Origin of the sequence: uncultured Alsobacter sp., assembly GCF_945952055.1 — a bacterium.
Taxonomy (GTDB): Bacteria; Pseudomonadota; Alphaproteobacteria; order Rhizobiales; family Beijerinckiaceae; genus Alsobacter.
In genome coordinates, this window is sequence record NZ_CAMFHB010000003.1 from 243,727 (window position 1) to 264,638 (window position 20,912).

Here is a 20,912-nt window from a genome sequence, read left to right on the forward strand (position 1 = left end):
GGTCGTCTCCTTGTCGGATGTTTGGGTGGGATTGCTCAGGCGATGAAGCTGTAGCCGCCGGGCAGGGCCTCGATGGCGCAAGCGGAGCCGACCGGTGGCGGCGGCGCGTCGGACGGCGCGAGGACACGCACCCGCCCGGCGGCGGTGGTGACGTCGATCTCGTAGGTGTCGCCGAGGAAGGCGCAGGCGGAGAGCACGCCCGTGACCGCCAGCGGTCCGCGGCCGTCCGGGGCAAGGCGCAGCCGCGCCGCCCGCAGCACGATGGCGCTGGCACCCGCCGGCGCGCCCTGGCAGGTGAGGCCGGGCGCGGTGAACACGCCCGCCTCGCTGCGCCCTTCGACGACGGTGCGGGCGCCCAGGAAGGAGGCGGTGAACGGCTCGCGCGGAGCGTCGCAGAGCTCCACGGGCCGTCCGATCTCCACGAGCCGGCCGTGGTCCATGACTGCGACGCGGTCGGACATGGCGAGCGCCTCCTCCTGATCGTGCGTCACGAACAGCGTGGTGATCGACAGGCGTTGCTGCAGGCGGCGGATCTCGCCGCGCATCTCGGCGCGGAGATGCGCGTCGAGATTGGACAGAGGCTCGTCGAGCAGCAGCACGCGCGGCTCGATCACCAGCGCGCGCGCCAGCGCGACCCGCTGCTGCTGACCGCCCGAGAGCTGGGAGGGATAGCGGTCGCGAAGGTGAGCGAGCGCGACGAGTTCCAGCGCCTCGCCTGCCCGTCGCCGGCGCTCGGCCGTCCCGACGTCGCGCATGCGCAATCCGAAGGCGACGTTCTCCAGCACCGTGAGATGCGGAAAGAGAGCATAGGACTGGAACACCACGCCCATGTTGCGCCGGTGCGCCGGCAGGCGGGTGACCTCCTCGTCGCCCACGAAGACACGCCCCGCGGCCGGCTCGACGAAGCCGGCCACCATCCGCAGGGTCGTGGTCTTGCCGCAGCCCGACGGGCCCAGCAGCGCGACGAGTTCGCCGCGCGCCACTTCCAGCGTGATGGCGTCGACGGCGCGGGTCTCGCCGTAGACCGCGGTCAGGGCGTCGAGGACGAGATGGGGGGTCTGGGGTGTGGTCATCGGCAACTCACGCGGCGATGGGAAGCAGGAGGCGCGAGGGGTGTCTCGCGTCGTGCCGGATGTGGAGGGTGGTGACCAGCGCGCGGGCAGGATGCGCCAGCGGCGGCGGCTCGCCCGTGCCCGGGTTCACGGGGAAGGCGGGAAAGGCGGCCGCCTGCACGGACAGGCGCAGGCGCGTGCCGGCGCGCAGGGTCGCGCAGACGGCCCGCATCGGCACCACGCGGGCGCCGTCCGTTCCGGCATCCCTCAGGTGAAGCGCTCCGGTGGTGAGCGTGATCGCCCGGTCCTGCCGGGGCGGCAGGAAAGACAGTGCGCAGTGGAGATCGTGGCTCGGGCGGTCGCAGCCTACGTGCAGCGCGGCGCAGACGGGGCCCGCCAGCAGCGTGTCGCGGGGCAGCGGCGCGGAGGTGTAGACCGCGACGTCGGTGCGCTCGTCGACGGCGGACCGGTCGGCGAACCCGCCCGGGGTGCCGAGATGGCCGCCGACCGCCGGCGCGGGGCGCCAGGGATCGTGCACCACGGCGTCGGCAGGGCCTTCGCCCGGGCCGGGAGCCAGCATGCCGTCGGTGATCGTCGTGCCGGCAAGTCCACGAGACGACAGGTGGAACGCCGTCGGCTCGGGCGAGGGCCAGGCCTCGTAGGACACGAACTCGCCGAGACCCACGTCGAAGAGCCGGACCGGCGGGTCGGTCGCGTCCCGGTCCTTGAGGTGGTGGTCGAAGAACCGGATCGACTCGGTGTCGATGCCCGTGCTGGCCCGGGGGCCGAACGACAGGACGCCCGGAGCGCCGTTCCAGGGGATGTGACCCCAGGGGCCGATGGTCATCCGGTGCCCGGCCGGCGAGGCCGCGCCGAACGCCGCGTGCATGGCGAGCGTTCCCGTCAGCATGAAGTCGGCCCAGCCGCCGACGAACAGCCCGGGAATGGCTGGTACCCGCCCGGCCAATGCGGCGGCGGGCGACGAGCGCTCCATGGCACCACGATCGTCCTCCCGCCATTTTTCATAGTGGGGAGCGTAGCGGCCGTGTTCGGCCAGGGCCTGGGGCAGGGCGGGTTGCTCTTCGGTCCACGGCGTCCCGCGGGCCACGCCCGCGAGCGCGTGGTGGGCGAGACGGTCCCCGGCCAGGCGCGCCTGTTCGGCGCCCATCTGGCCCGCCCAGCCGGTGCCGCCCGCCAGGCGAAACGCCTCGCCCTCGAAGGCCCAGTCGTCGCGAACGGACCAGGCGCCCATCGCCGGCGCCATGGCGTCGGGGCGCTTGGTGCCCGCGCGCAGGGCGCCGGCGAGAGCCATCAGCTGCGTCATGGCCTGGTAGCTGAAGCCGTAGGTCGCCACCTGGCCCGTCGAGCCGGGAAGGTCCGCGGCGAAGGCGAGGCTGGCGGCGCCATCGTCGACGTCGTCGCTCAGGATGCGGAACGTGCCGCCGCTGTCGCCGCGCCCGCGCACGTCCTGCACGAGCACGATGTAGCCGTGGGCGGCGTACCATGAGGGATGGGCCAGCACGACGGTCGAGGCGATCCGCCGGCCATAGGGCTGGCGCATCAGCAGCACCGGGAACCGGCCCGGTGCGTCCGGGCGGTACAGGTCGCCCGCCAGGCGCACGCCGTCGGCGAGCACCAGGGGCGCGTCGTGGGGTCCCGATACGGGCAGGAGGCCGCGCGGCTCAGCCATCCGAATAGATCGTGCGCTGCGTGACGCGCGACAGCGGATAGGCGGCGACCTCGGTGCACAGCTGCACCAGCGCGCGGGCGGCCCGGTCGACGATCACGGCGCCGCGCTCGGCATCGGCCGCGGCGGCATTGCCGCTGGCGCCCGAGGGCTCCAGGTCCTGAGCCTGCCAGCCGAAACCGACACGCCCTTCCGGCGACAGCAGGCCACCCTCCTTCTCGATGGTCATGGACAAGGGCCGGAAGTCGGCGGCCTGGGACATGTCCACCAGATCGCCGTGCAGATGCAGCATGACGCTCGTCTCGACCTCGCCGGCGTGGATGCCGTGCACGAGCTCCTCGTGGCTGAACAGGTCGTCGAGCTTGGTGATCCCGAACCACATCGCGTTCACGGCAAAGAGCCGGTGGCGAACCCTCAGCTCGCGGCACAGGATGTCGATGACCTGCGGCTGGCCGCCGTGGGCATTGAACACGATCAGCTTGCGGCAGCCGGTCCGCGCGACGCTCTCGCCGATGTCGTACCAGAGCCTGAAGAGAGTCTCATGGGAGAGGCTCAGCGTGCCGGGATAGGCGTTGTGTTCGTTGGACTTGCCGACCGGCATCATCGGCAGCACGAGCACGGGGAGATCGTCGGGCATCAGGCCGACGGCGCGCTCCACGATCCCCGCATTGGCCGCGGCATCGACCTTCACCGGCAGGTGCGGGCCATGCTGCTCCACGGCCCCCACGGGGAGGACGGCGACGACCTTCTCCATGTCGAGGGTGGTGAAGTCACGCGACGAGAGGTCCCACCACCAATGCGACTTGAGCTTCATCGATAGTCTTTCCGCTGTGTGTGTCGGGTGGGGGACAGGCCGGCCGGACCTCGCCCATGGCCAAGCTCAGGGCTGGACGACGCCCAGCGGACGGTGAGGCCGCCCCGATGGCGACGATCCTTCCGCAGCGTGAGCCGGCCGTTCAGCATGCAGGGGCGCTCTTGGTCCGCCGAAGATACAGGCGGCGCGTGCCGCGTCCACTGCCACAGCGTGCGCCGGATGCCCCGCTCCGGGCCCGCCGCGCCGTGCCGTCGATGTCGTGTTGGGTCGGCGATCTGTCCGGCACGGTCCAAGCTCTCCAGTGGTGCAGAGTGCCTGCACGCTTCGTGCCATTCAGAGTTGCCTCGTTCGCTATCGTGACCCGTTCTGGAGGAAGACCACGTAGCCGCGAAACTGGGGATTGGAGGCGAGGTCCGCGGGAGGTGACCACCATGCCCCCTCGGCGATCCCCAGCTTGAAGGGGATGGTCAGTCGCCCGATTCGGCGCAGATAGGCATCGATGTCGGGGATGGTGAAGCGGCCGCGATAGGTCTGGAAGACGATCTCGTCGACGGTCCCCGCCAAAGCCTCGAGGTCTTCGGGGCGGCCCTGGGAGGCCCAGTCCATGAGCCCCGTCACGCCGAGCCGATAGTCGGCAGGCAAGGTGGCGCGGAAGCCGCGCAGGAACGTCGCGTAGCCCGCGAGACCCTTCGTGCCTGCGTCGAAATCGAGCTGGATCCCGGCCAGCGGACCCGGCTGGTCCTTCCAGCGCGCGAGCCGCCGCGCGATCGACTGCATCACCTCCGGCGAGAAATCGAGCGAGCGGACGCGGTAGACCAGCCAGAGGGTCTGCGCGTGCGGGCCCGGCTGGCCGGCTCCGTGCGGCTTCACGACGGTCGTTCCGTCAGGGCCGGGGCCGATCTCGCCCTGCAGCAGATAGAGCGTGCGCGCCGTGGCGACGGCGGGATGCGGCTTCACGCCCGCCCACAGCCAGAAGGCGTCGTGGTCCTGGGCCCGCACCACTCCCGCGCGCGCAGGCTGGGGGAGGGCGGCGAGCAGGCCCAGCCAGAGGCTCACCAGTAGTACTTGAGTTCCTTGGCCCAAGGCGTCGACCCGTGTTTCGTCTTGAGCGTCCTGTACCAGGCTTCGCGCTGGCTCTTCGGGACGCCGGGCCCGCCGCAATGGTTGATGCTGGTCGGCGCGTAGCAGTTGATGGCGCGGAACAGGGCATAGGCCTGTTCGCGCGGCGGCGTCGCCCTGTCGGCGATCAGCGACTTGTACACCTCGAGCCGGGAATAAGGCTCGCCCGGGAAGATGGGCTTGCCGCCGCCCAGCTCGTTGGCCGGGGGCTTGTCGTCCTCGCGCCCGTCGAAACCCGCCACGCGCACGAAGTCGGCGAGGCAGAGGCGGGCCGACGGCGAGCGCGGATTGGCGGCGAGGCCGGCGACGACGGCCTTCAGGTCAGGGCAAACATAGGTTTCGCCCTTGCCGTCCCACAGATAGGCCTTGCCGCGGGTCATGCCGTCCCGCGAGAGGACGTCCGGGTCGTAGTCGCGCAGGAAGTTGGCGTACTGGCCACGCGTCGCCTCCTTGTAGAGCAGGACGTCGCGGGCGAGGTCCTGCTCGTCGGCCGACGACTTCGGGTCGGCCATCGCCATGCGCAGGAGAATGGGGCCGGCGATCTGCCGCAGCAGGATCGCGCGGATGCGCGGCGAGTCGATCCGCGTCTCCGGCAGGAAGACCTTGTCGATCGTGCCCAGGCGCTCCCAGGTGACCGCGAGGCCGAGTTCGACCGCCTCCTTCTGCCAGGGCTCGGTGGCGCCGGGCAGCAAGGCGCGCCAGTGGGCGGCGGTCGCCTCCGTGGGACCGGCCGCCAGGAGCGCCTGCCCCCGCAGCACCTCGCGGCTGAAGGCCACCGCCGAGGGCAGGGCCGGATCCGATGTCCGGGGGCCCAGGAAGGCGAGCGCGGTCTTGGGGTCCTTGTCGACGTAGTAGGCGCGGGCCGCCTTCAGGAAGGAGAACAGGGCCGGCTGGCCGGCGAAGGCGGAGGCCTGGGCGTCGAGGGCCGATGCCGGGAAATCGGACTTGTCGTCCGCCGGGGCGCGCATGCGCCGCAGGGCGTGGATGGCCAGCAGGGTCGGGCTGCCGAGGAGCGGCGTCGGATCCTTCACGTCCACGCCAGCCAGCAGCTTGGCATCGATTTCGTGCGTGACGTCGATGGCGGAGAGGCCGCCGCGCCAGCTCGGGTCCGCCACGATCAGCATCTGGTAGTCGGTGGCCAGGCGCGCGGTGTCGCCAGCCAGCCAGTGGAGGCGCCGCACCAGGCCGCGCGCCGAGGCGGCGTAGCGGCCGTCGGGATAGGCGGTGAGATAGTCGTTCAACGCCACTTCGGCGCGGGCGAGTTGCGCCGGGTCGCTCACCTTGGGCTGGCCGACCATGTCGAAGGTGTCGAAGGCGCCCGCCTGGGCCTTGTTCAGCAGCGTCCGCCCGGCCATGTAGCGGGCCGTCTCGCGCAGCCATGGGTCGGCGGCGCTTCCCAGCCCGGCGAAGGCCGTGGCCGCGTCGTCGAAGGCTCCGAGATAGAAGGCCTCCGCGCCGGCCAGGTAGCTCACGAAGGCGAGCGCGGCCTCCGACGGCTGGGCGAGCTGCGTGCGCAGTGCCGCGGCGATGCTGGGCACGCCCTTGTCGCAGGCCGGCAGGATCTTCGCCCGCGCTTCGACCAGGGCGGAACGCTCGGCCTCGGCGAGACCCGTGGCGGCCTTCACGGCGTCCACGAAGGCTGCCTCGCCGCTCTTCTGGGTCTGGCAGCGCGTGCCGTCGTCGGCGGACGACCAGGGCCGGTCGGCCGTCTCGTCCTCGTAGGCGGCCTCGAAGGTCCGGATCGAGAACAGCGGACCTTCGCTCTCCGGTTCGACGTCCTTGGGAACACGCGCCTTGCTGTCCTTCCGGGCCAGCATCAGCAGCTGCATGTTGATCCGCGTGTCGTTGCCGGGGCTGAGGACGGGCAGACCGTTGCGGTCGGAATACTCGCGGTGGTCCAGCGTCCACGGCGTCGGATCGAGGGACACCCCGCAGGCCAGCGCCACCAGCGCCGAGGCGGCCAGGGTGGCGAGGCTGATCGAGACTGTCAGGGAGCGCAAGGGCGTGCCCTCTCACGGCGTGGCTGGCTGCCCCTGCAGCCTAGCATGGGCCTGGCCGCTCGCGAAGGTCGCAGGGCGACGCCGCCGAGGACGGCTAGCGCGTCATCTCCTGGCGGCGCATCGGCATCGTGTCGATCAGCGCGAACAGGTCTTCGGCGCGCACCGGGCGGTCGGACCGGAGCTTCACTCCTCCATCCTTGCCGACCAGCAGGACCTCGAAGCCTCCGGCCTTCGCGGGCGGGTTGCGGCTCAAGAAGTCACCAATGTCGGCCGGAGCCGGACCGTGGATTGGCTCGACCTCGCCGTCGCGAAGGGCCACGAAGACCACCATGTCGCGCTCGTCCAGGGCCGCCGTGTGTTTCAGCAATGCGGCGCGCTGCTCGCGGACCCGCTCGTCGTCGGACGTTTCGGCGGCGATGATGACGACGCGGCGCGAACCGTCGAAGGTGGAGGCGGTCATGGCGGTGGCGGCTCCGGCGATGGGCAGGACGGACAGGTTCGCGGCGAGAAGGGCTGCGGCGATCCGGGCAGGCACCATGGACGTCCTCACTGATCCGCCTGGTGGCGGAGTTTCTCGATGTCCTCGGGCTCTTTCTCGTCCACGTGGCTGAGATCCGAGTTCATCTCGCCCCGGCTGCGCAGGATCTCGTCGAGCTTGGCGTGGATCGCCTGCGTGTCGCGGTGCTCGGCCCGCTGGATGAACAGCGTCATGGCCCAGGTCGCGATCGTCGCCACGGCGTGCCAGTCGAACAGGCTCTCATGAGAGAATACGCCCCACGCGGCGACGTAGATGCCGAGCACGACGAACGCGGTGGGCCTGGCCAGCCAGGTTCCGATGTGGGTCATCCAGGATGCGGGAGAGTTCATGTCGCCCAACCCCTGGATTTCGCCGTCGTTCCGGACGCCTCGTCGATCGGGGACGCGCCGACCCCGTTGCGCTCTAGGCGACCGAGGGCGCCTTCACGAAGGCGACCACGTCGTCGAGGACGGGGGCACGGTCCCGGAAGGGCTTGGCGAACGACGTCAGGATCCCGGCATGTCCGATCCCGGGATAGATCTTCTCCACCACGGGCCTGCCGGCGCGCCGCAGATGGGCGACGAGGGCGGTCGTGTTGCGGGGATAGACGGTGGTGTCCGCGTCCCCGGTGGCCAGGAACATCGGTGGTGAGCCTGCCGCCGAGCGGTTCACCGGCTGCGTCTCGGCGAGCTTCGGCCATTGTCCGAAGGCGGCCTTCGTCACGCCCGTGTCCAGCGGCAGGAAGTCGTAGGGGCCGGCCAGGCCCACGACGCCGCGCAGGCCGCGCATCCGATAGCCCGCCGCCGCGCGGATCTCGGGCGCCAGGGCCACCATGACGGCGTTGTAGGCCCCCGCCGAATGTCCGATCAGGACGATTTGCCGCGGGTCGCCGCCGTGTGCTGCGGCATTCTCCTCGGCCCAGCGCAGGGCCGAGGCAACGTCGACGATGAAGTCCGGATAGCGCACCTGGGGCACCAGGCGATAGTCGGGAACGAGCGTCGTGATGCCCCGGGCGGCCAGCGCGCGGCCCACGAAACTGTAGGACTGGCGGTCGCCATTGTCCCAGGACCCGCCATAGACGAACACGGCCGTCGGGCTCCGGCCGGCCGTTCCGGCGGCGTAGATGTCCAGCTTTTGCCTCGGATCCGGGCCGTACGCGACGTCCGTGGTCACCGGCCCCGCCGGCGCATCGGCGGGGATCACGGCATTGAAGGCCGCCACGCTGCCGCAGCCGGCCAGCAGGGGCAGGGTGCCGAAGGCGGCAGCAGCTCGCAGCAGGTCGCGGCGGGGGATCGACGTCGTCACAGGGTCCACTCCAGCAGGTCGGCCTGGGCCTTAGCCCATCGTTACGACTTCAAGCCTAACCTACGGTTGAGGTTCCTTCGGAGATGCACGACGTCGTGTCGCAGCCGCAGCAGAAAGCGAAGCCGCAGGGGTGGCCGGACAGGGTCGTCGCCGAGCCCGTCAGCGTGGAGGCGGGTGCCGTCGCCCCGGCGCAGGCCACGCTGGCGCGGCTTTCGCGCGTGGGCACCGCCCTGCTCGGGACCACGGTGGAGGTGGTGGCGGGGGCGCCCGACGGCGCCCGTCCCTCCGCTCTCCTCACCGATCCGCAGGGCCGCGATCTCGGCTTCGTTCGCCTGGGCGCGGGCACGGTGCCGCCGGCCGGCGGCGCGCTGGACGATCTGTGCGGGATCGCGGCGGACCACCTGTTGGCATGCCGCAGCGTCAAATGGATCGACCACGTCTCGCTCCTGCCCAACCGGGAAAGCTACTTCGCCGACGGCGCGCTGGTGATGAAACAGCGGTCGCTGTTCCTGGTGACCCTGGCCGAGGCGAAGCACTTCAACGAGATGCTGCGTGCGCTGGGCCAGGCCTATGCCGACGAGTTCGTGCGCGCCGGGTTGGAGCGGCTGCGCTCGGTCGTGGGCAGCCACAGGCCGATGTGGCACGTGAGCGTGCTGAGCTTCTGCTTCGCCGGCGACGGCTCGGCCGCCGCGGACGAGATCCTGGCCGCGTCGATCGCCAAGGCCTTCGCCGCGCCGATCGTCTGTCGCGACCTGCCGATCGCGACCCGGGCCGGCGTCGGCGTGCTCGAGCCGTCCGCCGAGGACCGTCCCGCCGCCGATGCGCTTCGTGCCGTGCTGGTGGCAGCGCAGGAAAGCCGGGCGCGGCCGGAGGGCTGGGCGCGCTACTCCCGTGCCGCCGACGAGGCGCACCAGCGTGCCTTCCGCCTCCTGACCGACCTGCGTGTCGCGGTTGCCGAGAACAGGGGGCTCGACCTCCATTACCAGCCGCGCATCGGCCTCGCGTCGGGCTCGTGCGACGGGGCCGAGGCGCTGATCCGCTGGACCCACCCGCAGTTCGGTGCCGTCTCCCCCGGAGAATTCATCCCGCTCGCCGAGGCGACCGCGCTCATCGACGACGTGACGGACTGGGCCATCGACCGGGGGCTGAGGCAGGTCGCGGCCTGGCGCGAGGCGGGCCTGCGGCTTCGCACCGCGCTCAACGTCTCGCCGGTCCGGCTGCGGCATCCCGGCTTTGTGGAAACCCTCGACGCGGCGCTGTCGCGGCACGGCGTGGCGGCCGCCGACATCGAGCTCGAGTTCACCGAGACGGCCTTCGCCAGCCACGAGGCCCAGGTGGAGAAGGCGCTGGCCGACATCGCGGCCATGGGCATCGAGATCGCCATCGACGACTTCGGCACGGGCTACAGCAACCTCACTTATCTCACCCGCCTCCCCGCCCAGGTGATCAAGATCGACCAGTGCTTCGTTCGGCCGCTCCTGACCGAGGAGCGGTGCAGGCTCTTGGTTCGCGGCATCACCGACATGGCGCATGCGCTGGGATTCCGGGTCGTTGCCGAGGGCATCGAGACGAGCGAGGCCTACGACCTGCTGCGCAGCTGGAACTGCGACGAGGGGCAGGGCTACTACATGTCCCGCCCCCTCCCGGCCGCGGGTTTCGAGGCCTGGCTCGCGAACCGCTGAGCGGCGGCCCGGCCAACCGCGATTTGCGGGAACGGCATCGGCCGGCCCATAGTGGTCGCCGAGGGCGGCGCGCCGATCGCGATGGTGCGGCCCGTGGTCAGCTCTCGATGACGGCTTCGAATGTCTGCGACGTCCCTCGTCGGTGCTCCCTTCTGGCAGCTCCTGTCGAATGAAAGCATCGGCCTGCTGGTCGGATCCGGACCGTCCGCTCCGAGCGGGCTCACGGTGTATCGCCACGTTCCCGTCGCGCTCGCGCTCGACGTTCCGATGGTCCGGGCCGCGCGATTCCTCGTGGAACGCGCCATCGCCAAGGGCGGCCTCAAGCTGACGCCGAAAGGCTTCCTCAACCGCGCCGACGCGAGTGCGACGTTCGATTCGACGGACTGGCCCGACTTTTCGAACGAAGGGTACCGCAGGATCGCCAAGTACATCGACGAGCGGGAGGTTCGCCCTCTTCACCGGGCCAGGGTGACGGCGATGAAGGCCGGCCTGCTCGTCCGGCGCGGGCCCATGCTCGTGGCGACGAAGGCGGGGGCCAGGCTCCTGGACGAAGGCCGGGCAGGCGCCCTGCTTGCCGCCCTCACCGAGGCCTCGTTCTGGAAAGTCCCCCAGGAAACGTTCGACGGCGTGCCGTTCGCCCCGTGGCCCCAGGACCATGTCGGCGTCGCGCTGTGGAGCCTGGGCCTCGCCGCCACGCATTGGCAGGACACGCAGGTCCTGACCCCGCTGTGCACGCTTCCCTTCGCGCCCTATCCGGGCCAGCGTCCCGACGAGGCCGAGAGGGCCTTCTTTTCCCGCGTGCTTTATCCCGCCCTGTGCCTGGGGATCCTGGAGCTGGACGATCGCCGGGCCGGTGTGAAGCGCTTCGACGCGGGTCGGTTCATCCGCAAGACGCCTCTCTTCGACATGCTCCTCTCGTTCTCCGTCGACTGGATCTCGCCGTCGGGCCCGCTGCACTGAAGGCCGCCCATGTCGCCACCCGCTCTCGCCTGCTTCGTTGTCGCTCAGGACGCCGTGCTCGCGCAGGTAGAGGCCGAGCTGAGTGCCGGCCATAAGCGCACGCACTGGATGTGGTTCGTGTTTCCGCAGATCGCCGGCCTGGGTCACTCGCCGATGGCGCGGTCCTACGCCATCGCGGATCTCGACGAGGCCCGGCGCTACCTCGCCGATCTTGTGCTCGGCGCACGGCTGAGGCGCCATGTCGAAATGCTGCTCGCCCATCGCGGCAGGCCGGTCCGCGAGATTTTCGGCGAGCCGGACGACATGAAGTTCAGGTCATGCCTGACCCTGTTCCGCGCGGCGGCTGAGGACGAGGCCACCATGGCACTGCTCGACGCCGCCCTGGACGCATTTTTTGGCGGGGAAGCCGATCCTTTGACGCGGAAGATGCTGGACCGCACCTGATGCCCTTCCTGAAGGCCGGAGATCTCGTCCGCTTCGTCTCGCCGGCCAGCCGGCCGGATCCGGCGGGCGTCGCCCGCGGCGTGGAAGCCCTGGAATCCTGGGGTCTTCGGGTCGAGGTCGCACCGCATGCGTTCGACAAGCACGGCTATCTCGCGGGGACCGACGGCGATCGACTGGACGACCTCGCGCGGGCGCTCCTCGACCCGGCGGTGCGGGCCGTCTTCGCCACGCGGGGCGGCAAGGGCTCCTACCGCATCGCCGATCGCCTGCCGGTCGAGGCGATGAAGCGGGATCCCAAGCCCATCGTCGGCTTCAGCGACATCACCATCCTGCTGCTCGAGGCATGGCGGACGATCGGCGCGGCCGGCGTGCACGGCGCCTTTTCCAGCCATGGGGACGGGGCCTGGAGCACCGTCTCGGAGCAGTCGCTGCGCCATGCGCTGATGAGCGATGCCCCCGTCGCGATCGAGGCCTCTCCCGACGTCGCGAGCGCCGACCTGACGACGTCCGGAAGCGCGAGGGGGCCGTTGCTCGGCGGGAACCTCGACATGCTGGCGACCGCCGCCGGATGGGCCCTGCCGTCGCTGCGCGGTGCCGTGCTGCTCATCGAATCCGTGGGCCTCGCCATTGGGCACTTCGATCGCTGTCTCACCATGCTGGTGCGCGGCGGGCATTTCGACGGCGTGGCCGGTGTCGCCGTCGGGCGCATCGACGGAACGCCGGCCAACGGGCCGATCGACGCACTCTGGCTGTTGCGCGATCACCTCGCCCGCTTCGACGTGCCCATCCTCGGCGGGCTTCCCATCGGGCACGGCGCGGATGCCCGCTCCGTGGTGATCGGCGCGCAGACGACGCTCGACGCGGATCGAGGCCGGCTGCTCCAGCATCGCTGAGGAGCGCCTGGGCCGGTTCAGGCCGCGCGCTTCAGCAAGGCCCCGTCGTGGCGCTCGAGAAACCGCAGGAGCCGGTCGCCATAGTCCGGCACGACCGCCTCGCGCACGGACGGGCGGCTCGCCAGCGCCGCGCGCCAGGCCCGGACCTTGGGCAGGTCGCGGAACACGCCGAGGTCGCGGATCGTGTCGAAGACGTCGAAGTACCGGAAGGCCGGCGCGAACACGGCATCGACGATGCTGAAGCTGGCACCGGCGAAGTACGGCCCGTCTCCGAGTTCGGCCTCGATGCGCGTGAACTTGTCCCGCAGGAGCGCGATCCTGGCGGCGAGGGTGGCGGGATCCTTGGTGGTCTCGACGATCCAGATGTCGGCGAGGATCGAGGACCCAAACTACATCCAGGCGCGATGCTTCGCCTTGGCGAGCGGGTCGGCCGGGTGGAGGGCAGGGCCTTCGGTCTCCTCCAGATATTCGACGATGACGGCGCTCTCGAAGAGCACTTCACCGCCGACCTTCAGCAGCGGCACCTTGCCCAGCGGGGAGATGGCCCGGAACCAGTCTGGCTTGTCGGCGAGGTCCACGTCGACCCGCTTGAACGGCACGCCTTTCTCGGCGAGAACGATGGCCGCGCGCTGCACGTAAGGGCAGAGGTCGAACGACACCAGCGTGAGGGGTTGCGACATGGTCGTCTCCTGACGGCGGCCTTTTGGCGCCCGGGTGCATGCATTTGCATGCACTATGAATGCAGTTGCATGGATCGTCAAGGTCCATGCATGTGCATTGAACTGGCCGGGCGGATGGCGGGTCGGCTTCCCGCATGCGGCTCAGTCTTCGTAGGGGCAATGTCCTTCGGCGGCGTGGGACAGTTTCCAGACGCGCTGCGCCAAGGCCAGCGACGCGGCGTGGAACCGGGCTTCGTTGATGACGCGGCCGACGGTGTCGATGCCGAAATCGTCGGCCTTCTCCATCAGGTTCTGGAGTTCGATGACACCGGCGCTCTCGGCGCGCAGCGCAATCACGGCCTTCACGATGTCCTCCGGCGTCATCGGCGGGCCGGCGTGGGTCGGAGCGCAGGGGCGTCGGGCATCGGTCGGCCTCCCATCAAAGCTGACAGGATCCTGACGCAGGCACAGACAAATGTGAATTCCGTTCCGCATCCGCCCGTGCGGAAGACGTGATTTCGCTCCTCACTTTTGCGATTCTTGAATGTTTTAGCGGTAACGCTTCCGCTTGGAGAAAGAACAGGTGCGCCGTGTGAGCCAGACATGTCCCGATGCCGCCGTGGACCGCGATGACAATCGCATCGCGGTCATCTTCGGCGTACTTTTCGCCTGCGGCGGCCTCGTCTTCGCGGTCGGCGGCGTAGGGGCCTATCATCGCGACACGACCTTGCTCGCTGCGGGCGAACGAGTGACGGCGCAGGTCGTCGCGCTCGACAGGATTCGCGACGCCAGCCCCGACGGCAGCACCGACTACCTGGTCAAATACAGGTTCACCACGCATGACGGCCGGACGATCGTGAAACAGGGCGGCCTCGGTCAGGCCGCCTGGCGTGCGCTGCGCGTCGGCGGCCCCGTGGAGGTCGCCTACGATCCTGCGAACCCGACCAAGGGGCTCCTGGTGGGCGGCGGCGTCACCTCTCTACCCTTGGTCGTGATTTCGACCCTGTTCGGGCTTGTCATGGGGGGCTTCGGGCTGGCGCTCCTGGGCACCGTGGCGCGGCGGTGGTGGAACCGCACGCGGGCGGCCGGCTGAGGAGCGCGGAGCCCGCCCGTCGAACACCAGGATGCGACCATGACCGAAGAGCCTGCGCGCGGCTTTCCATTGCATCGCCGGACCGTGCTGTCCGGCCTGGCGGCGAGCGCCATCGCACCCGCCGCGGCCCGAGCCCAGCCTCTCGCGCTGCCGCCCGACCCCCGCCTGCTCGTCACCGCCGCGGACTGGCGGCAGCTCGAGATCCGGCGGGCAGCGGACCCGGACCTCGCCCTGCTGGTCACGCGACTGCTGGAGCGCGCCCGCAAGGACCTCGCGTTGCCGCCGCTGGAGCGCAAGCTCGAGGGACGTCGCCTGCTCGGCGTGTCGCGCGAGTTCATCCGGCGCGTCCTGCTGTGGAGCTTCGCGCGCCGCCTCACCGGAGACCAGGTTTATCTGGAACGGGCCCGCCGCGAGATGCTGCAGGTGGCCGGGTTCGCGGACTGGAACCCGGCCCATTTCCTCGACGTGGCCGAGATGACCACCGGAATGGCCATCGGATACGACTGGCTGAGGCGCGAGATCCCCACCGACGAGCGCGCGCTCGTGCGCCGGGCCATCGTCGACAAGGGGATCGCCCAGGTGCGCAACGGCCACCCCACCTTCAGGATGAAGAACAACTGGGGCCAGGTGTGCATCGGCGGCATGGTGCTCGGTGCGCTGGCGGTCGGGGACGAGGAGCCCGAACTCGCCGCCGCGGTCCTCGCGGCCGGCAAGGCCGAGGCGTTCACGGCGCTGGCGGCCTACAAGCCGGACGGGGTCTACCCGGAGGGGCCGTCCTACTGGGTCTACGGGACGAGCTACGAGACGCTGCTGGTTGCCGCCCTGCGCTCCGCGCTGGCGACCGACTGGGGCCTGATGGGCGCGCCGGGCCTGGCGCGCAGCGCCGCCTTCTACGCCCACGCCATCGGACCCACCGGCCGGAGCTTCAATTTCGCCGATGGAGGGGAGGGGCAGGAACTGGCCACTCCCTTGTTCTACCTGGCGCGCGCGCTGAACGTGCCCACCCTCATCGCCGCCAAGCGGGCCATGATCCGGCAGAACCAGGGGCTGGGCGAACGCTTCGCGCCGCTTGCCGCTCTGTGGTGGCCGGGCGAGGCGGAAGCCGGCGAACCGGCGCGCCACTTCTTCGGCCAGGGACCGCAGCCGGTGGCGATCTGGCGCTCGGCCTGGAACGATCCCAAGGCGCTCTACTTCGCCATCAAGGGCGGCGGCGCCAACCACAATCACGGCCATATGGATGCCGGGTCCTTCGTGCTCGACCTGGACGGCATTCGCTGGGCCGTGGACCTCGGCATGCAGGACTACAACAGCCTGGAAAGCCGCGGCATCGACCTGTGGTCGATGAAGCAGACCTCGCCGCGCTGGCAGGTGTTCCGCCTGGGCAGCGCGGCCCACAACACGCTGACGATCGGCGGCAGCCTCCACAACGCGGCCGGCATGGCGAGCCTGGACGCGCGCGGCGAGGACGGGGCCGTCATCGACCTCACGCCGGTGTTCCTGCCCGGGCAGGTGCAGCGGGCCTCCCGCGCGGTGCGGATCGACGGCCGCGCCGTGCGCCTGCGCGACGAGATCAGCGGCGCGAGGCCCGGCGCGGCGATCCGCTGGGCCTTGACGACGAGGGCGGCGATCACGCTCGAGGACCGAACCGCCGTCCTGCGCCAGGACGGCCAGGTGCTGCGCGTCCGCTTCGAGGGCGCGCCGGTCGTGCTCGGCGCGCCGGACATCAGCGCGCCGCGCTCGGAGTTCGACGCACCCAATCCCGGAGCACGCCAGCTGCTCGCCACCGCTCCGGCCGATGCCGCCGGGAGCTGGAGCCTCGCCGTGACGCTGGAGGGCGGCTGAGCGCGGGGGTGGCTGAGCGCGAAGGCCTGCGACCGGCCACCGCTCAGGCGATGCGGAAGTAGCGCGCGACCGCGTAGGCCACGGTGGCTGACACGCCGGTCAGCACCGTGCCCCAGGCGAGGTCGACGAGTGCGATGGTGGTGGTGTAGCCGCGCAGCGTCGCCAGGTTGCTGAGGTCGTAGGTGGCGTAGGCCATGAAGCCGAAGACCGCGCCATACAGCAGCGCGGTGCTCCAGCTGCCGTCGCGCAGCGCGGGCGCGACCGCGAAGAAGACCACGCCGCCGCCGTAGAGCAGGTAGAACGCCGCCGCGGGCCCCATCGCCGGCTTGTCGAGGAGAAGCGGCCCGATCTGCTGCTTGTAGATCGTCGGGCCGGCGGTGCTGAGCCAGGCCACGTCCAGCGGCAGCATGGACAGGAGCGTGATGACGTAGAGGATCAGATAGGTCGTGACCGGCATGGGCGCTGTCCTCCAGGGGCCTCGGGACGGCGGCGCCCGCCCCGGTTTCTACCCCTGTCTACGACAGCCGTCGCGCGCCGGTTCAGGCGTGCCGGCCGACTGGCCTCGACGGATGCCTGTCGCGGCGTCCAGGCGTCAGGGCGTGCGCAGCGAATCGAACCACTGCTTCCACTGCGGAACGGCGGTGGCGAAGGTGCCGCGGTGCGTGGTGGGACCGGTGGACACGGCCTCGACCTTGTCGTTGCCCATGGCGCGCTGGTAGGTGGCCGTGAGCTGGCCGAGACCGGTGGTGATGGCCTCGTCCGTCTCGCCGTAGAAGGTGCGCACCGGCGTGCGGACGACCCACCGGTAGGCCTGCGTCGCGGCCACGAGCCGCCCGTAGGTCGAGGTGGCGAAGAACTGCGGGTCGAAATACTCCGGCTTCAGGAGCTTGTGGAGGTCGGTCGGCACCTCGGCCGGATCGACGGGCTGGCGCTCGTAGGCCTTGCGGGCGATCTCGTAGGAGCCGTCCGCGATCAGCGACCGCGCGAGGTCGGGCACGCCGTAATAGTTCTCGAACGAGAAGCCCGACAGGATGAACAGCGTGCCGGTCCAGGACGCGTCGATCTTGCGCGGAAAATTCAGAAAGCCGTTCAGCGCGACGAAGATGTCGACGGGCGCGCTCGCCGTGGCGGCGGCCTTCACCTCCACGCCGGTGCTCTCCAGGCGCTCCAGCATCGCCAGGGTCACGAAGCCGCCCTGCGACCACCCGGCCAGAAAGACCTCCCGGGCCGGCACCTTCAGGGCGTCGAGCACGCTGCGCCCGGCGGCGAGCATGTCCGCGGTGGCCTGCTGGTGGCTCGCCTTCACCATGTAGCCCTCGGGCTCCGCCGAGGCCCCGAGGCCGAAATAGTCCGCGCCGACCAGCGCATAGCCCTGGCCCGCGAACTGGGCGATCATCAGCTGGGTTTCGGGCGACTGCTCCGGAAACGAGGGAACCTGCTGCTTTCCGTAGACGGTGCCGTGCTGGTACGAAACCAGCGGAAGCGGGCCGGAGGCGCCGTCCGGTACGGCGACGAGGCCCGTGGCCACCGTCGGCTTGTTGCCCCGCTCGGGCACCACGGACGGATAGGTCACCCGGTAGAGCCGAACGGCGGTCTTGGCCGGGGTGTAGGTGACCGGAACCCCCGCGAACTGCGGCGTGTCCGTCGTCAGGATCCGGTTGAGCTGCTCGACGCTCCAGGTCTCCAGGTAGTCGTAGCGGATGCCCGTGCCGACCGTTCCCGACACCGGCGCCTGGGCGCTCGCCTGCACCAGCCCGGCGGCCAGGGCGCAAAAGGTCGCGAGGCTTCGAAGTCCGGCCATCCAGGTCATGTGCAGTCTCCCGTGCAAGAAGACCGCACCATGCTGGCCCCGGGTTAAGAAAGCGCCGCCTGGGTCCTGCCCGCAGGTGGGTGGCGAACCTGCGACAGAATGGCCGGGCGCCGGCCGCCGCGATGACCCGCAAGCCGGACCTGTGCTAGCCTTCGCCGATCGAGCGTGACACTCCCCGGACCGACTTGCAGCGGCTGCTCAAATTCCTGCACACGATGGGCGCGATCGGCTTCATGGGCTCCCTCGCATGCCTGCTCATTCTGGAAGGCCTCGTGCCGCCGACGAGTTCGCTGGCGGGCTATGCCCTGATCCGCGGCGCGATGGGCCTGATCGCCGATTGGGTGTTCTTCCCGTCCTTCTTCCTGACGCTCGTTCCCGGCCTCGTGTCCATCGCCATCGTTCCCGCCTTCAGGAACGCCCGCTGGGCCTGGATCAAGGCCGCCACGGGCATCCTCGTCTTCGCCGGCGGCCTGCATGCCCTCGCCCCCATCCAGGACGAGGCCCGCCGCAGCGCCGAGGCCCTGGCCGGCCGCTTCGACCCGGCCCGGCTGGAAGGGATCACCGCGGGCACGGCGGGCACCATGTGGGTCCTGCTCGCCATCGCGACCGTGAACGTCGTCCTCGGCATCTGGCGGCAGCGGATCATTCGGTAGGGTCGCGGGCGGGCGAAGGTGCTGCGACGGTGCGGCGCGCCTGGCCGGTGGAGCGTTCGCGACAGCTTGTGCTTCACCTCTGCACCAAGGGGTGAGCTGCTGCGCCTCAATTGGATGAAACTGCCGCTTTGAACGGAAGCTCAGGACAAGGGCGGATCACCGTCGAAACGGACACGCGAGTAGTCCCACGGCCAGTCGGTTCTGCCCTCAATGCGTGCGGCAATGACCAGATCGATGTTGGGTTTCAGTCTCGGCCATTCGCGAGTCAAGGCTGCCAGACGCTCCGGAGCATCCGAGTGTGGCCATGACATCGTGCAGTAGCGCCGCCCCGCCATGTGCTGGTAGAGGACGCTCAGTTCCTCCGACAGACCGGGATGGTTAGCCACGCCGCTCCATTTCACGAAGCCCTTGAGCAGCCGTGTCAGTTGGTCGAATTCCAAAGGCGGCAAAGCTGGCACGAGCGGATAGCGTACGGGCTGCAAGGCAGGCGGCGAAGCACTGGCTGGCATCGCGGCGACCGCGACGATAGCAGCCAGAAAAATACGGCGGTCCATCGTTGGCATGACGTCACTCACGGCCTGTAGTCGTATCTTTTCATGAGCGCGCGCTCGGCCGCGTACAGCTCCTTTTCGAGGAGATCGAACGGCTCGCGGCAATCGCCCATCCGGTCGAAGATGCCTGCAAAGGCATAGTTCAGATCACGGTAGTAGGACGAGCGGTCGGCGCCTTGCAGGACGATTCGCTTGCCCAACTCGTAAGCGCGAGCGTTTGCCCGTAGCTTTCTCGCGGCCTCCCTGAAAAACGCGACGGTCAGCCCATCCGGCAACGGGTGATAGGGAGCAGGCAGCGCAGGTGTGGTCATCATCGCCAGCGCGCCCGCGAGCATGGCGCGTCGAGCCACCATCGGTCGGTCCGGCATGGTCTACGCCTTCCCTTTCAGATCGTCATGGACGCGCATGATCCGGACGGCCAGTTCAACCCCTTTGGAGTAGGCTTGGGCGTGGCACATCAAGCGCTCCACCTCGGGGGCCGCTTCATCGTCCACCCAAGCATTGGCTCCGAAGATTTCCGCGCAAAGGGAACGCAGCGGACGCAAGGCATCCGCGATATCGCGATACTCCCCCCACTCGTCGAGACGTTGAGAGAGGCTGAACACGCGCCGAGCCAGAACGTGACCGTCGGCATAGACGTAGGCGTTGGCCTTGAGCTGATCGAGGCTGTTGTTCGGATAGTCGTTCTCGGCCAGCTCGTGGAACCCGATTACGTTGGTGACGAGCGTCCGAAGGGCCGCGTAGTCCGCGAGAATTTCATCCTCGGTCATGATTGCGGCTCGTCCTTCAGAGTGTCGCGCGCGCGGATGCGGGCGATCTCGAAGAGCTGGCGCGCGTGGCCCTCGGCGATGAACGCAGCCGAAACCACACCATGCCAGTCGAGATAGCTGCCGCCTTCCTTCATCTCCTCCAAACGGTTCTGCGCGAGTTGGATGAAGCGCTCTGACAGTCCGGCGGCCACGCCCGGGCTGAGGCGACGATAGCGATCCTCGTCGATGGGCCGCTCCCGCGCTTCGTTGCCAGCGGACAAGGCGGGTGCTGGCAGGGCGGCGAGCGGCAAGCCGAACAAGGCACGGCGGTTCAGCACGGGTGTTCTCCGGCAAAAAAAGGTGCGTTTGGCGGCCAGAGACTGGCAACCATCGGACAGGCTTCAACACGGCGATGGGTGGATTCTGGCAGAGCTGCGCCGGTGTGTGAATCCCTTATTTCATCCCATACTCATTCAGGGTCGTCGGGCATCGAACGGGATCGCATCATCGCGCTACGGATCGTGGTCGGCAGGCCGTATTCGAGTGCGTTGGGCAGCTGCAGACCGTCGATAGCGCCCTCTGCTGCACACCTTCGCGCTGTCATGCACGGCTTGCGGAACATGATCCTCAGCCTCTCTGCGGTGTAGGGACGTTGCCTGAAAGGTCGCGGCGGTTCGTTGAGCGGGCCAGTGCCACGCATGAAAAGAAGGATCAGTTTTTCGGCGGATACCGTTTGAAGGCGCTCGGTGCCGAGCTGGTGAAAACGGAGCGCCAGGTCGCTCAGGTCGTATTCTCGCGTCAAACGTACCGACGGTGATCGCAGCATACGAAGACAAGGTACGGAAACTCGCGCGCGAATAGTTTCGAGCATACACTTAGAATGGCACTCGAATCTGTCGGAAACCCCTGAGAATCTATTGGCTTCCGATAAGTTTGAGGACCGCCGAACGGCGCTGAAACTCGTGTTTTCCGACCGCTGCACTACACGCGGAACAATGGACTTGGAACGGCGGATTTATCCCTGCCGTTCAAACTCTTAGCGAATGTTTCAGGTGGTGAAAGCGGAATGGCGCGCCCGAAAG

22 protein-coding genes and 1 pseudogene are annotated in these 20,912 nt (G+C 69.5%); 7 read left to right on the plus strand and 16 right to left on the minus strand.

The window, feature by feature from the left end; translation table 11 throughout:
* Nucleotides 1-35: 35 nt before the first annotated feature.
* The 8 genes from Q0Q47_RS04015 to Q0Q47_RS04050 all read right to left on the minus strand — a co-directional run bounded on the left by Q0Q47_RS04015 (nt 36) and on the right by Q0Q47_RS04050 (nt 8,494).
* On the minus strand, nt 36-1,073 hold the full coding sequence (locus Q0Q47_RS04015) for an ABC transporter ATP-binding protein (protein ID WP_293854710.1): 1,038 nt from the start codon (nt 1,071-1,073) through the stop codon (nt 36-38).
* Between the two features lie 7 nt (nt 1,074-1,080).
* Entirely contained in the window at nt 1,081-2,742 is a 1,662-nt protein-coding gene (locus Q0Q47_RS04020) for a CocE/NonD family hydrolase (RefSeq protein WP_293854713.1), read from the minus strand.
* Nucleotides 2,735-3,553, minus strand: coding sequence for a creatininase family protein (locus Q0Q47_RS04025; RefSeq protein WP_293854715.1), 819 nt, complete (start codon nt 3,551-3,553; stop codon nt 2,735-2,737). The genes Q0Q47_RS04020 and Q0Q47_RS04025 overlap by 8 nt, the downstream gene beginning before the upstream one ends.
* A gap of 351 nt (nt 3,554-3,904) precedes the next feature.
* Complete coding sequence (locus Q0Q47_RS04030) at nt 3,905-4,609, minus strand: DUF3142 domain-containing protein (RefSeq protein ID WP_293854718.1); 705 nt, start codon at nt 4,607-4,609, stop codon at nt 3,905-3,907.
* Nucleotides 4,606-6,672 carry a hypothetical protein gene (locus tag Q0Q47_RS04035; RefSeq protein WP_293854722.1) on the minus strand — a complete coding sequence of 689 codons (2,067 nt, stop codon included), beginning with the start codon at nt 6,670-6,672 and terminating at the stop codon, nt 4,606-4,608. The genes Q0Q47_RS04030 and Q0Q47_RS04035 overlap by 4 nt, the downstream gene beginning before the upstream one ends.
* Before the next feature lie 94 nt (nt 6,673-6,766).
* A complete protein-coding gene (locus Q0Q47_RS04040) occupies nt 6,767-7,210 on the minus strand; it encodes a DUF4174 domain-containing protein (protein ID WP_293854724.1) in 444 nt (147 codons plus the stop codon).
* An 8-nt stretch (nt 7,211-7,218) separates the two neighbouring features.
* Complete coding sequence (locus Q0Q47_RS04045; RefSeq protein ID WP_293854727.1) at nt 7,219-7,539, minus strand: low affinity iron permease family protein; 321 nt, start codon at nt 7,537-7,539, stop codon at nt 7,219-7,221.
* A gap of 73 nt (nt 7,540-7,612) precedes the next feature.
* Nucleotides 7,613-8,494, minus strand: coding sequence for an alpha/beta hydrolase (locus tag Q0Q47_RS04050; RefSeq protein WP_293854729.1), 882 nt, complete (start codon nt 8,492-8,494; stop codon nt 7,613-7,615).
* An 83-nt stretch (nt 8,495-8,577) separates the two neighbouring features.
* On the opposite strand from Q0Q47_RS04050, the gene Q0Q47_RS04055 reads away from it, so the two are divergent.
* From Q0Q47_RS04055 to Q0Q47_RS04070, 4 genes are all read left to right on the plus strand, one after another.
* Entirely contained in the window at nt 8,578-10,176 is a 1,599-nt protein-coding gene (locus Q0Q47_RS04055) for a bifunctional diguanylate cyclase/phosphodiesterase (protein WP_293854732.1), read from the plus strand.
* A gap of 120 nt (nt 10,177-10,296) precedes the next feature.
* Nucleotides 10,297-11,136, plus strand: coding sequence for a hypothetical protein (locus Q0Q47_RS04060; RefSeq protein WP_293854735.1), 840 nt, complete (start codon nt 10,297-10,299; stop codon nt 11,134-11,136).
* A gap of 9 nt (nt 11,137-11,145) precedes the next feature.
* Entirely contained in the window at nt 11,146-11,580 is a 435-nt protein-coding gene (locus Q0Q47_RS04065; protein WP_293854738.1) for a DUF1810 domain-containing protein, read from the plus strand.
* Nucleotides 11,580-12,473 (plus strand): LD-carboxypeptidase, encoded by an 894-nt coding sequence (locus tag Q0Q47_RS04070; protein WP_293854740.1) that lies wholly within the window; start codon nt 11,580-11,582, stop codon nt 12,471-12,473. Before Q0Q47_RS04065 ends, Q0Q47_RS04070 begins: the two co-directional genes overlap by 1 nt.
* A gap of 17 nt (nt 12,474-12,490) precedes the next feature.
* On the opposite strand, the pseudogene Q0Q47_RS04075 reads toward Q0Q47_RS04070, so the two are convergent.
* Together Q0Q47_RS04075 and Q0Q47_RS04080 are read right to left on the minus strand one after the other, a co-directional pair.
* Nucleotides 12,491-13,153 (minus strand): annotated as a pseudogene (locus tag Q0Q47_RS04075) (glutathione S-transferase family protein).
* 141 nt (nt 13,154-13,294) lie between these two features.
* Nucleotides 13,295-13,498 carry a hypothetical protein gene (locus Q0Q47_RS04080; RefSeq protein WP_293854743.1) on the minus strand — a complete coding sequence of 68 codons (204 nt, stop codon included), beginning with the start codon at nt 13,496-13,498 and terminating at the stop codon, nt 13,295-13,297.
* A 253-nt stretch (nt 13,499-13,751) separates the two neighbouring features.
* Here Q0Q47_RS04080 and Q0Q47_RS04085 point away from each other — a divergent pair, with 253 nt between their 5' ends.
* Both Q0Q47_RS04085 and Q0Q47_RS04090 read left to right on the plus strand, forming a co-directional pair.
* On the plus strand, nt 13,752-14,225 hold the full coding sequence (locus tag Q0Q47_RS04085; protein WP_293854746.1) for a DUF3592 domain-containing protein: 474 nt from the start codon (nt 13,752-13,754) through the stop codon (nt 14,223-14,225).
* A gap of 39 nt (nt 14,226-14,264) precedes the next feature.
* The gene (locus Q0Q47_RS04090) at nt 14,265-16,067 is read left to right on the plus strand and encodes a heparinase II/III family protein (protein ID WP_293854748.1); all 1,803 of its coding nucleotides are present in this window, start codon (nt 14,265-14,267) and stop codon (nt 16,065-16,067) included.
* Between the two features lie 43 nt (nt 16,068-16,110).
* Here the strand turns inward: Q0Q47_RS04090 and Q0Q47_RS04095 are convergent, their stop codons facing one another.
* Complete coding sequence (locus tag Q0Q47_RS04095; RefSeq protein WP_293854751.1) at nt 16,111-16,524, minus strand: DUF2177 family protein; 414 nt, start codon at nt 16,522-16,524, stop codon at nt 16,111-16,113.
* A gap of 135 nt (nt 16,525-16,659) precedes the next feature.
* A complete protein-coding gene (locus tag Q0Q47_RS04100) occupies nt 16,660-17,868 on the minus strand; it encodes a S9 family peptidase (RefSeq protein ID WP_293854798.1) in 1,209 nt (402 codons plus the stop codon).
* Nucleotides 17,869-18,062: 194 nt separating this feature from the next.
* On the opposite strand from Q0Q47_RS04100, the gene Q0Q47_RS04105 reads away from it, so the two are divergent.
* A complete protein-coding gene (locus Q0Q47_RS04105) occupies nt 18,063-18,530 on the plus strand; it encodes a hypothetical protein (RefSeq protein WP_293854754.1) in 468 nt (155 codons plus the stop codon).
* A 140-nt stretch (nt 18,531-18,670) separates the two neighbouring features.
* Here Q0Q47_RS04105 and Q0Q47_RS04110 read toward each other — a convergent pair whose 3' ends face one another.
* Genes Q0Q47_RS04110 through Q0Q47_RS04125 form a run of 4 tightly spaced genes read right to left on the minus strand, consistent with a single transcriptional unit; the run spans nt 18,671 to nt 20,168 of the window.
* Nucleotides 18,671-19,105 (minus strand): hypothetical protein, encoded by a 435-nt coding sequence (locus Q0Q47_RS04110; protein ID WP_293854757.1) that lies wholly within the window; start codon nt 19,103-19,105, stop codon nt 18,671-18,673.
* Entirely contained in the window at nt 19,102-19,449 is a 348-nt protein-coding gene (locus tag Q0Q47_RS04115; RefSeq protein ID WP_293854760.1) for a hypothetical protein, read from the minus strand. The genes Q0Q47_RS04110 and Q0Q47_RS04115 overlap by 4 nt, the downstream gene beginning before the upstream one ends.
* Nucleotides 19,450-19,452: 3 nt before the next feature.
* Nucleotides 19,453-19,851 carry a hypothetical protein gene (locus Q0Q47_RS04120; protein ID WP_293854762.1) on the minus strand — a complete coding sequence of 133 codons (399 nt, stop codon included), beginning with the start codon at nt 19,849-19,851 and terminating at the stop codon, nt 19,453-19,455.
* Nucleotides 19,848-20,168 (minus strand): hypothetical protein, encoded by a 321-nt coding sequence (locus tag Q0Q47_RS04125; RefSeq protein WP_293854765.1) that lies wholly within the window; start codon nt 20,166-20,168, stop codon nt 19,848-19,850. Before Q0Q47_RS04125 ends, Q0Q47_RS04120 begins: the two co-directional genes overlap by 4 nt.
* Between the last annotated feature and the right edge of the window lie 744 nt (nt 20,169-20,912).